Origin of the sequence: Enterobacter sp. BNK-16 (assembly GCF_048684955.1) — a bacterium.
GTDB lineage: Bacteria > Pseudomonadota > Gammaproteobacteria > Enterobacterales > Enterobacteriaceae > Enterobacter > Enterobacter bugandensis.
The window spans coordinates 487,219-501,452 of sequence record NZ_JBLQTQ010000001.1; the positions used below are offsets into that span (position 1 = coordinate 487,219).

The following is a 14,234-nucleotide window of genomic DNA, read 5'->3' on the forward strand; positions in this document are numbered from 1 at the left end:
AAGCCGCCCCCGGGCGGCTTTTTTAATGGCAAAATCTGGAGAGTATCCCGTGAAAGTGGTATAACAAATCATCTGCCGTACCCTGCCTGGAGCGCATATGGAAATCACCGAACCACGTCGTTTATATCAACAACTTGCTGCCGAGCTGAAAGATCGCATCGAGCAAGGGGTCTATCTTGTCGGTGATAAACTTCCCGCCGAGCGCTTTATCGCGGATGAAAAAAGCGTAAGCCGAACCGTGGTGCGCGAAGCGATTATCATGCTGGAAGTGGAAGGCTACGTTGAGGTACGCAAAGGTTCCGGCATTCACGTTATTTCTAATCAGCCTAAACACTCTCCGGTGGCGGATGAAAGTCTAGAATTCGCCAGCTACGGTCCGTTTGAGCTGCTCCAGGCTCGCCAGCTGATCGAAAGCAATATTGCCGAATTTGCCGCCACGCAGGTGACCAAGCAGGACATCATGAAGCTGATGGAGATCCAGGAGAACGCTCGCAAGGAAAAATGTTTCCGTGATTCCGAGTGGGACCTGCAGTTTCACGTTCAGGTCGCCCTGGCAACCCAGAATACAGCGCTGGCGGCAATCGTTGAGAAAATGTGGACTCAGCGCGTTCACAACCCGTACTGGAAAAAACTTCACGATCATATTGATTCCCGTACCGTGGACAACTGGTGTGACGACCACGATCAAATTCTTAAGGCGCTGATTCGTAAAGACCCCCACGCCGCGAAGCTCGCCATGTGGCAGCACCTGGAAAACACCAAGCAGATGCTCTTCAATGAAACCAGCGACGACTTCGAATTTAACGCTGACCGTTATCTTTTTGCCGATAATCCTGTCGTTCATCTCGATACGGCCCCGAGCGGCGCAAAATAGGCGACCTTTCTACCGGCAGGCGCTTCGCTGCGCCTCCCCGCCTGAATGGGTAAGCAAAACATATATAGTGTCAGCCTTTGTAAAATCCCTCGCTCACTTTCAGGGCTTACGCCAAAATCACCTCACCCTGCAAATTCTGTGACGCAGAACGTTGGGCTTTGTTACAATTGGATTCACTTCGTTATTTTGAAGTTAGTGCTTGCTAACCAGCCAATTAACAGGGAACAGTGTTGGCCACACCGCAATGTGTCCGCGAGCGACCATAATGAAATCACAACAATGTCGCCGTGCTGTTTGTCCCGGATAACAGGCGAGACGTTAACCGATTTCCAGGAACACTGAATGGAACTTTTGACCCAACTGCTGCATGCCCTTTGGGCGCAGGATTTTGAAACGCTGGCCAACCCTTCCATGATTGGCATGCTCTATTTTGTCTTGTTTATGATTCTGTTCCTTGAGAATGGTTTGCTGCCTGCAGCCTTCTTGCCGGGTGACAGTTTGCTGGTGCTTGTCGGCGTGCTGTGTGCTAAAGGCGCAATGGCGTTCCCGCAAACCATTTTATTACTGACCGTCGCGGCCAGCCTTGGCTGCTGGGTGAGCTATATCCAGGGAAGATGGCTGGGCAATACCCGAATAGTACAGAACTGGCTTTCCCATCTGCCTGCGCACTATCACCAGCGGGCACACCACCTGTTCCATAAGCATGGGCTTTCCGCGCTGCTGATTGGCCGCTTTATCGCTTTTGTGCGCACCCTGCTGCCCACCATTGCCGGGCTGTCCGGGTTGAGCAGCGCACGCTTCCAGTTCTTCAACTGGATGAGCGGCCTGTTATGGGTTCTGATCCTGACGACGCTGGGCTATGCGCTGGGTAAGACGCCGGTCTTCATGAAATATGAAGATCAGCTGATGTCCTGCCTGATGCTGCTGCCTGTTGTTCTGCTGGTCTTCGGCCTGATCGGCTCGCTGGTTGTCCTGTGGAAGAAAAAATACGGAGCGCGAGGTTAACGATGGTTATCTCACCGCTCGCCATGCGCCGCTTTGCCTGTGCCTTTATTGCACTGGTGATGCTCAGCGCCGTACTGCTGGCCTGGAACACACTTTCACATCAGGACGCTACGCTGGCCATTCGCCCGGTAAACCAGGGGGGCGGTGTGCCTGACGGTTTTTCTGTCTGGCATCATCTGGATGCAAACGGCATCCACTTTAAAAGCATCACCCCGCAGGACGATGTTTTACTGATTAAGTTTGATTCCCGTGCGCAGAGCGCTGCCGCGAAAGCGGTTCTTGACCGTACGCTGCCGCACGGCTATATCATTGCCCAGCAGGAAGATGACAACCCGCCAGCCGCGTGGTTATCATTGATTCGCGATACGTCGCATCGGTTTGGATAACTTCCTGGATTCCGAATCTTTTCACTCACTTTGGTGAATCCCCCGTTTACTTACTATGCTTAAGTACGCGGAGCACCCCTCGAATGTACTCCGCATCATTTTGGATAGCGGCTAACCCCGCAGCACAATGGAAGGTTTCGATAATGAAATTCCGCATGACCCTGGCTCTGGCCCTTTTTTCTTTAAGCACAACGACCTTCGCAAACTCTCTCTGTCAGGAGAAAGAACAGGATATTCAGCGTGAGATCGGTTATGCCGAAAAGCATAACAATCAGCACCGTGTTGATGGTCTCAAAAAAGCGCTGAGCGAAGTGAAAGCGAACTGTTCAGACAGCAAGCTGCGTGCCGATCACCAAAAGAAAATCGCTGAACAGAAGGACGAGATAGCCGAGCGCCGTCAAGACCTGCAGGAAGCGAAAGAGAAAGGGGATGCGGAAAAAATTGCTAAGCGCGAGAAGAAGTTGAAAGAGGCGCAGGACGACCTGAAAGCGCTGGAAGCTCGCGATTATTGAGTTAACGGAAATCTCAACAGGAGAGAATCATGTCAAAAGATACGACGTCTGAACATCTGCGCGCTGAACTGAAATCCCTGGCCGATACCCTTGAAGAGGTGCTGAACTCCTCTGCCGATAAGTCGAAAGAAGAAGTAAGCAAGCTGCGCAGCAAAGCGGAGCAGGCGCTGAAAGAGAGCCGCTACCGCCTGGGTGAAACCGGTGATGCACTGGCGAAACAGACCCGTGAAGCGGCTGCGCGTGCAGATGAATATGTGCGCGACAATCCATGGACGGGAGTTGGTATTGGTGCCGCAGTGGGTGTGGTACTGGGTGTCCTGCTGACGCGTCGTTGATATGGAAGATCCTCGTCACGCACAAGGGCCTGCTAATAACGTCCTCGGCATCGGCCAGCGTATTTTAACGACGCTGGTTGGGATTGCCGAAACGCGCGTCCGGCTGGCAGTGGTCGAACTGGAAGAGGAGAAAGCGAACCTCTTCCAGATGCTGCTGATGCTCGGGCTGACCATGCTCTTCGCCGCGTTTGGTCTGATGAGCCTGATGGTGTTAATCATCTGGGCCATTGACCCGCAGTATCGACTTAACGCGATGATTGCCACGACCGTCGTTCTGCTGGTCGCGGCGCTGATTGGCGGCATATGGACGATGCGTAAAGCGCGCAGGTCCACTTTCCTGCGCCACACGCGCCAGGAACTGGCTAACGATCGCGCCCTGCTGGAGGATGACAAGCCGTGAGCGATAAAGCGGAACGTCAGAAGCGAAAAGCGTACCTGTTAAGTCAGATCCAGCAGCAGCGGCTGGATCTGTCTGCCAGCCGCCGTGACTGGATCGACGCGACGCGACGGTTTGACCGTGGCTGGAATACCTTCCTGAGCCTGCGTTCGTGGGCGCTGGTCGGCAGCAGCGTGATGGCTATCTGGACGGTTCGTCATCCGAATATGCTCATCCGCTGGGCCCGACGCGGTTTTGGTGCCTGGAGCGCCTGGCGTCTGGTCAAAGCAACGTTGCGGCAACAACAGCTGCGGTGATAAACGCAAAACGGTAACTCAGGTTACCGTTTTTGTTTTTGCCCTTCTCCCCGTGGGCTGAGGGCACAAGCGCGCACCTGCCCTTACTCAATATCTTTGAAGAAGATTGACAGTTTTCCTTGCTAACAATTGCTACCCGCCCCGTTTACACTCCTCTCCATCGACAGCAGAGCCGCGGTATCTACCCGGAATTGCAGACAAATAATGTTCAGCCGCTTATGTGGTTTCCTGGAGAGTAAAATGAAAAAATTAGAAGATGTTGGTGTACTGGTCGCGCGTATTCTGATGCCAATTCTGTTTATCGTGGCAGGCTGGGGCAAAATCACCGGATATGCGGGTACCCAGCAGTATATGGAAGCCATGGGCGTTCCGGGGTTCCTGCTGCCGCTGACCATTCTGCTTGAGTTCGGCGGCGGTCTTGCAGTCCTGTTCGGCTTCCTGACCCGCACCACCGCGCTGTTTACCGCAGGCTTCACCCTGCTGACCGCGTTCATCTTCCACAGCAACTTTGCGGAAGGCGTGAACTCACTGATGTTTATGAAAAACCTGACCATCGCGGGTGGCTTCCTGCTGCTGGCGATCACCGGCCCAGGCGCATACAGCATCGACCGCGTTCTGAATAAGAAATGGTAAGCACGCTATACTGAATAAACACAAAGCGAGGAGACATCTCCTCGCTTTTGCTATCTGACGGAGGAGTAAAAAATGGGACAACTCGTAGACGGCGTCTGGCAGGATGTCTGGTATGACACCAAATCCACCGGTGGACGCTTTAAGCGCTCTGTTTCGGCCTTCCGTAACTGGCTGACCGCCGACGGCGCCCCCGGCCCGAGTGGCGAAGGGGGCTTCGCGGCGGAGAAAGATCGTTATCATCTGTACGTTTCCCTCGCCTGCCCGTGGGCGCACCGCACGCTGATCGTGCGCAAGCTAAAAGGCCTCGAATCCTTCATTCCGGTTTCAGTCGTCAACCCGTTGATGCTGGAAAACGGCTGGACGTTTGACAGTGATTTCCCTGCGGCAACCGGCGACGATCTTTATCACCACGATTTCCTGTACCAGCTCTATCTGCGCGCCGATCCGCACTACACCGGACGCGTGACCGTGCCGGTGCTGTGGGACAAGAAAAACCAGACGATCGTCAGCAATGAGTCCGCGGAAATCATCCGCATGTTCAATACCGCGTTTGATGCGCACGGCGCCCGCGCCGGGGATTACTACCCGGTCGAGCTACGCGAGAAAATTGACGAGCTGAACAGCTGGATTTACGACAACGTCAACAACGGCGTCTATAAGGCCGGTTTCGCCACCAGCCAGGAAGCCTATGACGAAGCGGTCGGAAAGGTGTTTGAATCGCTGGAGCGCCTGGAGCAGATCCTGGGCCAGCATCGCTACCTGACGGGCGATCGCCTGACGGAAGCGGACATTCGCCTGTGGACCACGCTGGTTCGCTTTGACCCGGTCTATGTCACCCACTTTAAGTGCGATAAACACCGCATCAGCGACTACCTGAACCTGTATGGTTTCCTGCGAGACATCTACCAGATGCCGGGGATCGCGGAGACGGTCAACTTCGACCATATTCGCACTCACTATTTCCGCAGCCACAAGACCATCAACCCGACGGGCATCATCTCCATTGGCCCGTGGCAGGATCTGGATGAACCGCACGGGCGCGACGTGCGTTTCGGATAATTATTTAGGGAATCAATTGATTCCCTTTTTTAATTCACAGCATACATCTATCCTTACCTCGATCGCTTAGAAAACAAGTGATTGACTGATTAAGAGGCAAGGAAAATGGACTGGTATTTAAAAGTACTGCGCAACTACGTTGGATTTGGTGGCCGCGCCCGCCGCAAAGAGTACTGGATGTTCGTTCTGGTGAACTTCGTCCTGATTATGGTGCTGGGCATCGTGGATAAAATCCTCGGCTGGGAGCGCGCCGGCGGTGAAGGCGTACTCACTACGATTTATGGCTTGCTGGTTTTGCTGCCTTCATGGGCCGTGCTGTTTCGTCGTCTCCACGACACCGATCGTTCGGCGTGGTGGCTGCTGTTGCTGTTAATCCCGCTTGTCGGCTGGATCGTGATTTTAATTTTCAACTGTCAGAGCGGGACGCCGGGCGAAAACCGCTTTGGTCCGGATCCTAAGATCGGCGCGTAAATTACTGCCCGGTGGCGCTTACGCTTACCGGGCCTGCTCGCTTATTTGTTGTGATGCGCAAAGAGCTTTGGAATTTCGCGCAGGCACCACGATTTGGCTTCGCCCATGCTGTCGCGGCGCCACGCCATAATAATGTCCACTTCGCTGGTGTACTCCGGGCTCACCACCCTTAGTCGCCCTTCCGCAATATCTTTTTCCACAAACGGGTAAGGCATCGTCGCCACGCCCAAACCGGCCAGCAGCGCCTGCCGCTTGTCTTCCAGTGACGTGACCGTCAGACGCGGCTGTTTATCCAGCAGCTGGACCGTCAGCACCGGACGCTCACGCGCGGTATCCGCCACCGCCACGCCGCGGTACTTCACGCGCGTCACTTCAGAGAGCGGCTCCGGCTCCTGGTGAATCGGGTGATCCGGCGCGGCGACGTAGACGTTCATGACGCTGTAGAGCTTGCGCGAGTTGATTTCTGACGATGAGCGGAAATGCATGTCAGGCGCAATGACGATATCCGCCCTGCCCGTCTCCAGACGCTCCCACGCCCCGGCCAGCACCTCGGTGATGATCGACAGCTGCGTATTGGCCTTCGCCGCCAGGCGGTCTACCAGAGGGAACAGCGCTTCGGTCGGCACCAGCGCTTCGGTGACTAACGTCAGGTGGGTTTCCCAGCCTCGCGCCAGCGCTTCGGCGTCCGTGGTGAGCTTGTCCGCCGCTTCCAGCAGCACGCGACCTCGCTCCAGCAGCATCCGCCCCACGTTGGTGAATTTTGTTCGATGACCGGAGCGATCGAAGAGCACGACGTCCAGCTCTTCCTCCAGTTTTTGCATGGTGTAGCTTAGCGCAGACGGAACGCGCCCCAGTTCATCTGCCGCCGCGGCAAAGCTGCCGCGCCGGTCAATCGCGTCCATGACGCGAAGCGCCTCAAGCGTCAATGCTCTCTCTTTAGCCATCTCGTTCTCATTCAGGAAATTTGAACATACCAGGCAGAATATCTGGCTAACAATGCAGCGTCCATACCTTTACCATTGTTTTAGTGTAAAGAGAGGTCAAGTTTATGATTACGACAAGAACAGCGAAACAGTGCGGACAAGCCGATTTCGGTTGGCTGCAGGCCCGCTACACCTTTTCCTTTGGACACTACTTTGACCCTAAACTCCTCGGTTACGCTTCACTGCGCGTGTTGAACCAGGAAGTGCTCGCCCCGGGCGCCTCCTTCCAGCCGCGTACGTATCCGAAAGTCGATATCCTGAACCTGATCCTGGAAGGCGAGGCAGAATACCGCGATAGCGAGGGCAATCATGTCCAGGCAAAGGCTGGCGAAGCGTTGTTAATTTCCACGCAGCCGGGCATCAGCTACAGCGAGCATAACCTCAGCAAAGACAAAACGCTGACGCGCATGCAGCTGTGGCTCGACGCGTGCCCTGAGCGAGAAAACCCGCTGGTGCAGAAAATAGATCTGAAGGGCGATAAACAGCAGCTGATTGCCTCGCCTGACGGCAGCAAGGGCAGCTTGCAGCTGCGACAGCAGGTATGGCTGCACCATATCGAACTGAAAAAAGGTGAACAGGCAAGCTTCCAGCTGCACGGCCCGCGCGCCTATTTGCAGTCCATTCACGGTACGGTGCATGCGGTAACGCACGCGGAAGAGAAAGAAGCGCTCACCTGCGGCGACGGGGCGTTTATTCGTGACGAAGCGAATATCACCCTGGTGGCGGATACGCCGCTGCGCGCGCTGCTGATTGATTTGCCGGTTTAAAGCCCCTCTCACCCTGGCCCTCTCCCCAATGGGGAGAGGGGAAATTTTTACACCTTACTCGCCATAATCTCAATAATCTGCCGGTCCGTTGCCTGCATTGAGCGGCACGCCAGGGCGCACAGGTTAGAGATAGACTGTTCCACGTCGTGCGCTACAATCCCCTCGTTGCCCGTCACGCCCGACTCATCCAGCGCCATCATCACGGCTTTCCAGGCGCTGGTGACGCTGGTCGAGACTTTCATGGCGCAGCTGTTAGACGCCCCGTCGCAGATCATCCCGCTGACGTCACCGATCATACTGCCGATGGCCATTGCAATCGTCTGATAGCTTCCGCCCATCAGCCACGCCATCCCTGCGGCGGCCCCCATACCGGCCGTTGTCGCCGCACACAGCGCGGACAAACGCGGAAGCTGGTAATGGATGTAGATAGCCGACAGATGCGAGAGCATCAGCGCCCGCGCCAGCCGTTCGTCATCGGCCTGAACATGTTCAGCGATCACGACAACCGGCATGGTGGCTGTAATTCCCTGATTCCCGGAGCCCGAGTTGCTCATCGCCGGCAGCGTCGCGCCGCCCATGCGGGCATCCGAGGCCGCACTGGTGCGGATAACGATGTCTGAACCCAGATCCTGCGCCATCCATCCGCGTGCGCGCTGCTTATTGAGGGTGGCGCCAATGTGTAGCCCCCACTTCCCGCTAAGCCCTTCACGAGAGAGCGCGTCGTTCAGTTGCCCTGCATCCAGGATAAAGCGGATCGCCTCGAACGGAACCTGTTCGACAAACTCCAGGATCTGCGAGAGCGTGGTGTTTGACAGTACCGCCAGCGGATCGTTACTTACCTCGGCCTGCCGCTCGTCAAGACTGAAGCGCGTTTCGCCCTGACAAACCACCTCCACCACGCGGGTATGTCCGCCCGCAATGGTCACCATGGCCGAGGCCTCACCGGCGTAGACGCAGGCACGTGAATAGAGGATCTCATCGCACGGCTCCTGCAATTTCACCTGCACCAGACCGGCGTTAAGCATTGCTTTGGCCCGCGCCAGCGCATCGGCGGTGACATCTTTCAGCACCTCCAGCCCCGCCTGCGCATTGCCACCGATGGCACCCAGCGCCGCCGCAATGGGCAGCCCGACCATGCCGGTGCCCGGCACCGTTACGCCAAGCCCGTTCTTCATCAGATTCGGCGATACCCACGCCTCAATCTTCGTGACGTCGCCGGGCAGTTGCTCTGCGGCAATCGCACAGGCAAGGGCCAGAGAAACGGGCTCGGTGCACCCCAGCGCAGGCTTAACTTCTTCCTGCACTACGCGAATAAATTGATTCCATAAAGGATGAGTTTGCTCAGACATCGTTACGACCTTATTTGCCCTCAGGAAAATGCGAGGAAAGGAGAAACACAAAGCAGCAGCCCGGTGATGACAATAATCACCAGCGATACGCCCTTATATTTATGCAGTGCCGGTACCTTGTAGACCAGCCACGCAGGGATCAGGCAGCCCACCATGCCGAAGATGGGGCTACAGATAGAGGTGAAGCTCAGTACCGGCGCGTTTAACACGATCGCGCTCCAGGCCAGCAGGATAGCGAACAGCATGATCCCGCGCTGGACGATGCTTTCATTAATACGTTCAGCCGGCATTTTACGGCGCAGGATATTCATCACGATCCCCTGCGTGGCTTCGCGGAAGCCGAGATAGACACCGAAGAAGGCGGTCATAACGGCAAAAATATTGAGGATCACGCTGACGATTTTGACCCAGCCCGCGCCGTCGCCGCTGATAAACTGCGCCGCAATCGCCAGGGCGGAAATGTTCTGCTCGTAGGCTTTCACCGCTTCGTCGTGTCCCATCGCCAGGGTGAAAGAGACGGCGTAGAAGAAGACCGTGACAAACAGTATGCCAAAGGCGATATTCATCGCCCGCAGCGCCTTATGACGCGCCACCTCAACGGATTTTTCCCGTGAACGATAGGAAATCACCATCGGGCTTAAGGTCTGAATAAACAGAATGGAGGTTAAGGTAAAGGGCAGCGTAATAATGGCATTTTTTATCAGCAACCCCATTGGCGGCAGCATGCCCACGTTGGCTAAATGCCAGAGACCAATCATCGAAAGCCCCAGCGCCGCCACCACAAATAATTTGGTCAGCACCATCAGACTGGAGACTTTAAACAGCAGCTTTTCACCACGCGAAGAGATGGCGACCAGAATACAGATCAGGAATAAGCCGTAGAAGGGATTTTCCGACAGCAACCCCTCGGTGACCCCGAAGGTGTGCAAATAAGATGCGCTGTCGTTGGTGATAGCCGTGGAATAGACAAACATCCAGATGACCAGCATCACGAAATAGAGCGCACCTAATAAGATGCCCCAGTTTTTACCTAAATAACCGCTAATCACGCTCGGGTAGTCTTTACATTCCGGGGATTCCGCCAGCGTATTAATAAATAATCGCTGGAAGAGGTACATGGCCGGATAGCCAATAATCGAGGAGAGCAAAAAGACCCACAGCCCCATTAATCCAACCTGCACCGGAAGAAAAACGATTCCCGCGCCGATGGCCATCCCGATACTCATGATGACCCAGCCCGTGTCGGTGCTGTCGAATTTGATCGCCTCTCGCCATTCGCTTTCGCTCATTCCCGCCCGCCTTGCCGCAGGGGAATCACTCACAATCACACTGCTATTAGTTGCCATATTCATTGGGCACTCGCTTATTTTGTAGGGTAAACAATTGTTTTTATTAGGTTCCGATCGCCAGCGATTGCGAGTCAGAGAGCAGCAGGTGTTTGTTATTGGTGTGAGGAAATCATAGCCGGAGCAAGGGAGAAAAAAGTCACAAGTTTTATAGGGATTTCCTGACACTGGAGGAAAAATTGCTACTGGAGGTGGAAACGAGGAGGGTATTTTCTAAATGTGACAATATTCACGAAATTAAAAGCCTCCTCTAAGGAGGAGGCACAATGGCAATTGGAATTACATCGCTTGCGTAAACGTCCGCGAAATCACGTCCTGCTGCTGCTCGCGCGTCAGAGCGTTAAACCGTACTGCATAGCCGGATACGCGGATGGTCAGGTTCGGGTAGTTCTCCGGATGGGCAATGGCATCCAGCAGCATCTCCCGGTTCATGACGTTGACGTTCAGGTGCTGCCCGCCCTCAATAGACGCTTCGTGATGGAAGTACCCATCCAGCAACCCCACCAGGTTGGTTTTGCGCACCAGTTCATCCTTGCCCAGCGCCTGCGGCACAATGGAGAAGGTATAGGAGATCCCGTCTTTCGCGTAGGTAAACGGCAGCTTGGCGACCGACGTTAGCGAAGCCACCGCCCCTTTTCTGTCGCGACCGTGCATCGGGTTGGCGCCAGGCGCAAACGGCGTGCCGCCGCGGCGTCCGTCCGGCGTGTTGCCCGTTTTCTGGCCGTAGACCACGTTGGAGGTGATAGTCAGGATCGACTGAGTCGGCACCGCGTTGCGATACGTCGGCAGCGCCTGGATCTTCTTCATAAAACGTTCCACCAGGTCGCAGGCGATGCTGTCCACGCGATCGTCATTATTGCCGTACTGCGGATAGTCCCCTTCGATGACGAAGTCCACCGCCAGGCCGGTATGGTCGCGCACTGGTTTCACCGTGGCGTATTTAATCGCCGACAGGGAATCCGCCGCCACCGACAGCCCGGCAATGCCGCAGGCCATGGTGCGATAGACGTCACGATCGTGCAGCGCCATCAGCGAGGCTTCGTAACTGTACTTATCATGCATGTAGTGAATGAGATTCAGCGCGCTGATGTACTGCACCGCCAGCCAGTCCATAAAGTGATCCAGGCTCGCCATCACGGTGTCGTAACCCAGCACCTCATCCAGCAGCGGCTCGGTTTTCGGGCCGACCTGGATCTTCAGCTTCTCGTCCACCCCGCCGTTAATCGCGTACAGCAGCGTTTTGGCGAGGTTGGCGCGAGCGCCAAAGAACTGCATCTGCTTGCCGATCACCATCGGGCTGACGCAGCAGGCAATGGCGTAGTCGTCGCTGTTGAAGTCGGCGCGCATAAGATCGTCGTTCTCATACTGCAGCGACGAGGTAACGATCGACACCTGTGCGGCGTATTTCTTAAACGCGATCGGCAGCTGTTCAGACCAGAGGATCGTCAGGTTCGGCTCCGGCGCGGGCCCCATGGTATGAAGGGTATGCAGGTAGCGGAAGCTATTTTTGGTCACCAGCGTACGGCCATCCAGCCCCATGCCGCCGATCACTTCCGTGGCCCAGATCGGATCGCCGGAGAAGAGCGTGTCGAACTCCGGCGTGCGCAGGAAGCGCACCATGCGGATCTTCATGATGAAGTGGTCGATCAGCTCCTGGGCCTGCACCTCGTTCAGTCGCCCCGCCTGCATGTCGCGTTCAATGTAGATATCAAGGAACGAGGCCGTGCGCCCCAGCGACATCGCCCCGCCGTTCTGGGATTTCACTGCGGCAAGGTAGGCAAAATAGACCCACTGCACCGCTTCCTGCGCGTTCATCGCCGGACGTGAAATATCAAAGCCATAGTTCGCCGCCATCTGCTGGATCTGCAGCAACGCACGCTTATGCTCCGCCAGCTCCTCGCGCAGGCGGATCGTCGCCTCCAGATCTTCACCGCGCTCCAGCCTGCCCTGCAGATCGGCGAACTGGAGTTCACGCTCGCGCACCAGATAGCTGATGCCGTACAGCGCCACGCGGCGGTAATCGCCGATGATGCGCCCGCGCCCGTAGCCGTCCGGCAGACCGGTCAGCACGCCAGATTTACGGCAGCGCATCATCTCCGGGGAGTAAACATCAAACACGCCCTGGTTGTGGGTTTTACGCAAGTCGGTAAACAGATATTCGAACTGCGGATCCATTTCCCGCCCGTAGGCTTCGAACGAGCTGCGGATCATGTTGATCCCGCCGTACGGATGCAGGGCGCGCTTGAGCGGTTTGTCGGTTTGCAGGCCGACGATCGTCTCAAGATCCTGGTCGATATAGCCCGGTCCGTGGGCGGTAATGGTGGTGGCAATGTTGGTGTCGAAATCCACCGGGGCGTGGGTGGCATTCTCCTGGCGAATGCCGACCATCACCTTCTGCCACAGCGCCGTCGTTGCTGGCGTCGCCTGCGCGAGGAAAGTTTCATCGCCTTCATAAGGGGTGTAGTTATGCTGAATAAAATCGCGGACGTTAACGGCATTTTTCCATTCTTCACCGCGAAACCCGGCCCATGCGTCGCTGTAAGGCGCGACGCCCGTATCGATTGTTACTTTCATGTGATTCTCGCTTTATCAGGCGTAAGCCGCAGCCGGGGTGACCTTCCCAAGACGGAGGGCGTCCAGCGCGATCATTTTTTCTTCGTTGGTAGGGATAACCGCGCAGGTCACGCGGGACGACTCGGTGGAGATGACGCGCGCACCCGCGCTGCCCGGCAGAGCGTTTTTCGCCTCGTCGAGCGCGATGCCAAACACCTTCAGATGTTCCGCCACCAGCGCGCGGATCAGCGTGGAGTTTTCACCGATGCCGCCAGTGAAGATCACGCCATCCAGACGGTGCAGAGACGCGGCGTGACCGGCGATATGCCGCGCTATGCGGTGGACAAAGGTTTTTATCGCCAGCTGCGCCCGGTCATTGCCGTCATGCCAGGCTTTCTCCAGCGCGCGTAAATCGGAGGAGATACCGGAGATGCCAAGCAACCCGGACTCTTTGTTGACCACGCGCTTCAGATCCTCGAACGACTGGCCGGTCTGCTGGGCAATCCACGCCATTGCGCCGAAGTCCACGTCGCCGCAGCGCGTGCCCATCACCAACCCTTCCAGCGGCGTCATCCCCATTGAGGTATCGACGCTTTCACCGTTGCGCACCGCGCAGATGGACGCCCCGTTGCCGAGATGGGCAATCACCAGGCCGCTGTCATCGGGGGACAGCCCGAGGAGCGCGTGCGCCTGCGCGGACACGTAGCGGTGAGAGGTGCCGTGGAAGCCGTAGCGGCGCACGCCCAGCTCTTCAAAATAGCGGTACGGCAGACCGTACAGATACACCTGCGGCGCCATGGTCTGATGGAAGCTGGTGTCAAATACCGCCACCTGCTGCACGCCGGGGAACAGGCGCTCTGCAGCTTCCACGCCGCTCAGGTTGGCGTAGTTATGCAGTGGCGCCAGCGGGGAAACCAGGCGGATCTGCTCAATGACCTCTTCCGTGATGAGGGTCGACTCGCTGAAGAGATCGCCGCCGTGAGCGATGCGGTGGCCAATCAGGGCCACGCTGCTCATCAGGTCGCGCTTCTCCAGCTCGAGGGCGATGGCGACCAGCGCCCCTTCGTAGTCCTGGTGAGCCAGTCTGACCGGTTCACCCCCGTTCACGGAAATAAAGGCTTTTTCAGTGTTGATGCCGTCCGCAATGCCCGTCAGCAGGGCATCGCAGCCTGCTGCGTCCAGCACCGAAAACTTAACGGAGGACGATCCGCAGTTAATAACCAGTACTACCGGAAATTCAGTCATGTGTTACTCCGCTCTTCCTGAGC

The 14,234-nt window shown here is 56.4% G+C and carries 16 protein-coding genes; 11 read left to right on the top strand and 5 right to left on the bottom strand.

Annotation, left to right across the window (positions count from 1 at the left end; translation table 11 throughout):
• Nucleotides 1-97: 97 nt before the first annotated feature.
• The 10 genes from exuR to ACMGGH_RS02355 all read left to right on the top strand — a co-directional run bounded on the left by exuR (nucleotide 98) and on the right by ACMGGH_RS02355 (nucleotide 5,968).
• Entirely contained in the window at nucleotides 98-874 is a 777-nt protein-coding gene (gene exuR, locus ACMGGH_RS02310; RefSeq protein WP_028014506.1) for a transcriptional regulator ExuR, read from the top strand.
• Nucleotides 875-1,216: 342 nt separating this feature from the next.
• The gene (gene yqjA / locus ACMGGH_RS02315) at nucleotides 1,217-1,879 is read left to right on the top strand and encodes a DedA family general envelope maintenance protein YqjA (RefSeq protein ID WP_008503144.1); all 663 of its coding nucleotides are present in this window, start codon (nucleotides 1,217-1,219) and stop codon (nucleotides 1,877-1,879) included.
• Nucleotides 1,880-1,881: 2 nt separating this feature from the next.
• Nucleotides 1,882-2,265, top strand: coding sequence for an EnvZ/OmpR regulon moderator MzrA (gene mzrA, locus ACMGGH_RS02320; RefSeq protein WP_150145179.1), 384 nt, complete (start codon nucleotides 1,882-1,884; stop codon nucleotides 2,263-2,265).
• 143 nt (nucleotides 2,266-2,408) lie between these two features.
• On the top strand, nucleotides 2,409-2,777 hold the full coding sequence (locus tag ACMGGH_RS02325) for a DUF1090 domain-containing protein (RefSeq protein WP_028014508.1): 369 nt from the start codon (nucleotides 2,409-2,411) through the stop codon (nucleotides 2,775-2,777).
• 29 nt (nucleotides 2,778-2,806) lie between these two features.
• A complete protein-coding gene (locus tag ACMGGH_RS02330) occupies nucleotides 2,807-3,112 on the top strand; it encodes a DUF883 family protein (RefSeq protein WP_008503141.1) in 306 nt (101 codons plus the stop codon).
• A 1-nt stretch (nucleotide 3,113) separates the two neighbouring features.
• Nucleotides 3,114-3,512 (top strand): phage holin family protein, encoded by a 399-nt coding sequence (locus ACMGGH_RS02335; RefSeq protein ID WP_041907961.1) that lies wholly within the window; start codon nucleotides 3,114-3,116, stop codon nucleotides 3,510-3,512.
• Nucleotides 3,509-3,805, top strand: a complete 297-nt coding sequence (locus tag ACMGGH_RS02340; RefSeq protein WP_014885330.1) for a YqjK-like family protein — start codon at nucleotides 3,509-3,511, stop codon at nucleotides 3,803-3,805. The genes ACMGGH_RS02335 and ACMGGH_RS02340 overlap by 4 nt, the downstream gene beginning before the upstream one ends.
• 240 nt (nucleotides 3,806-4,045) lie before the next feature.
• Nucleotides 4,046-4,438: a DoxX family protein gene (locus tag ACMGGH_RS02345; RefSeq protein ID WP_014833394.1), complete on the top strand. Its 393-nt coding sequence runs from the start codon at nucleotides 4,046-4,048 to the stop codon at nucleotides 4,436-4,438.
• A 72-nt stretch (nucleotides 4,439-4,510) separates the two neighbouring features.
• Nucleotides 4,511-5,497, top strand: a complete 987-nt coding sequence (locus ACMGGH_RS02350) for a glutathione S-transferase family protein (protein WP_193050533.1) — start codon at nucleotides 4,511-4,513, stop codon at nucleotides 5,495-5,497.
• Nucleotides 5,498-5,602: 105 nt separating this feature from the next.
• Nucleotides 5,603-5,968 carry a DUF805 domain-containing protein gene (locus ACMGGH_RS02355; RefSeq protein ID WP_028014511.1) on the top strand — a complete coding sequence of 122 codons (366 nt, stop codon included), beginning with the start codon at nucleotides 5,603-5,605 and terminating at the stop codon, nucleotides 5,966-5,968.
• A 41-nt stretch (nucleotides 5,969-6,009) separates the two neighbouring features.
• On the opposite strand, the gene yhaJ is transcribed toward ACMGGH_RS02355, so the two are convergent.
• On the bottom strand, nucleotides 6,010-6,912 hold the full coding sequence (gene yhaJ, locus ACMGGH_RS02360) for a DNA-binding transcriptional regulator YhaJ (RefSeq protein WP_003862655.1): 903 nt from the start codon (nucleotides 6,910-6,912) through the stop codon (nucleotides 6,010-6,012).
• 104 nt (nucleotides 6,913-7,016) lie between these two features.
• On the opposite strand from yhaJ, the gene ACMGGH_RS02365 reads away from it, so the two are divergent.
• On the top strand, nucleotides 7,017-7,718 hold the full coding sequence (locus ACMGGH_RS02365) for a pirin family protein (RefSeq protein ID WP_022649481.1): 702 nt from the start codon (nucleotides 7,017-7,019) through the stop codon (nucleotides 7,716-7,718).
• Nucleotides 7,719-7,765: 47 nt separating this feature from the next.
• On the opposite strand, the gene ACMGGH_RS02370 is transcribed toward ACMGGH_RS02365, so the two are convergent.
• The 4 genes from ACMGGH_RS02370 to tdcD form a co-directional block, all read right to left on the bottom strand.
• Nucleotides 7,766-9,067 (bottom strand): serine dehydratase subunit alpha family protein, encoded by a 1,302-nt coding sequence (locus ACMGGH_RS02370; protein WP_232948982.1) that lies wholly within the window; start codon nucleotides 9,065-9,067, stop codon nucleotides 7,766-7,768.
• Nucleotides 9,068-9,087: 20 nt separating this feature from the next.
• Entirely contained in the window at nucleotides 9,088-10,419 is a 1,332-nt protein-coding gene (locus ACMGGH_RS02375; RefSeq protein ID WP_041907950.1) for an amino acid permease, read from the bottom strand.
• A gap of 273 nt (nucleotides 10,420-10,692) precedes the next feature.
• Nucleotides 10,693-12,987 (bottom strand): formate C-acetyltransferase, encoded by a 2,295-nt coding sequence (pflB, locus tag ACMGGH_RS02380; RefSeq protein WP_232948983.1) that lies wholly within the window; start codon nucleotides 12,985-12,987, stop codon nucleotides 10,693-10,695.
• A gap of 15 nt (nucleotides 12,988-13,002) precedes the next feature.
• Nucleotides 13,003-14,211 carry a propionate kinase gene (tdcD, locus tag ACMGGH_RS02385; protein WP_232948984.1) on the bottom strand — a complete coding sequence of 403 codons (1,209 nt, stop codon included), beginning with the start codon at nucleotides 14,209-14,211 and terminating at the stop codon, nucleotides 13,003-13,005.
• Between the last annotated feature and the right edge of the window lie 23 nt (nucleotides 14,212-14,234).

Coding starts and splice junctions, on each gene's coding strand:
- ACMGGH_RS02370 (WP_232948982.1), bottom strand. CDS start 9,067: ATGTCTGAGCAAACTCATCCTTTATGGAATCAATTTATTCGCGTAGTG.
- ACMGGH_RS02335 (WP_041907961.1), top strand. CDS start 3,114: ATGGAAGATCCTCGTCACGCACAAGGGCCTGCTAATAACGTCCTCGGC.
- ACMGGH_RS02345 (WP_014833394.1), top strand. CDS start 4,046: ATGAAAAAATTAGAAGATGTTGGTGTACTGGTCGCGCGTATTCTGATG.
- ACMGGH_RS02375 (WP_041907950.1), bottom strand. CDS start 10,419: ATGAATATGGCAACTAATAGCAGTGTGATTGTGAGTGATTCCCCTGCG.
- yqjA (WP_008503144.1), top strand. CDS start 1,217: ATGGAACTTTTGACCCAACTGCTGCATGCCCTTTGGGCGCAGGATTTT.
- ACMGGH_RS02365 (WP_022649481.1), top strand. CDS start 7,017: ATGATTACGACAAGAACAGCGAAACAGTGCGGACAAGCCGATTTCGGT.
- ACMGGH_RS02350 (WP_193050533.1), top strand. CDS start 4,511: ATGGGACAACTCGTAGACGGCGTCTGGCAGGATGTCTGGTATGACACC.
- yhaJ (WP_003862655.1), bottom strand. CDS start 6,912: ATGGCTAAAGAGAGAGCATTGACGCTTGAGGCGCTTCGCGTCATGGAC.
- ACMGGH_RS02330 (WP_008503141.1), top strand. CDS start 2,807: ATGTCAAAAGATACGACGTCTGAACATCTGCGCGCTGAACTGAAATCC.
- mzrA (WP_150145179.1), top strand. CDS start 1,882: ATGGTTATCTCACCGCTCGCCATGCGCCGCTTTGCCTGTGCCTTTATT.
- ACMGGH_RS02325 (WP_028014508.1), top strand. CDS start 2,409: ATGAAATTCCGCATGACCCTGGCTCTGGCCCTTTTTTCTTTAAGCACA.
- pflB (WP_232948983.1), bottom strand. CDS start 12,987: ATGAAAGTAACAATCGATACGGGCGTCGCGCCTTACAGCGACGCATGG.
- exuR (WP_028014506.1), top strand. CDS start 98: ATGGAAATCACCGAACCACGTCGTTTATATCAACAACTTGCTGCCGAG.
- tdcD (WP_232948984.1), bottom strand. CDS start 14,211: ATGACTGAATTTCCGGTAGTACTGGTTATTAACTGCGGATCGTCCTCC.
- ACMGGH_RS02355 (WP_028014511.1), top strand. CDS start 5,603: ATGGACTGGTATTTAAAAGTACTGCGCAACTACGTTGGATTTGGTGGC.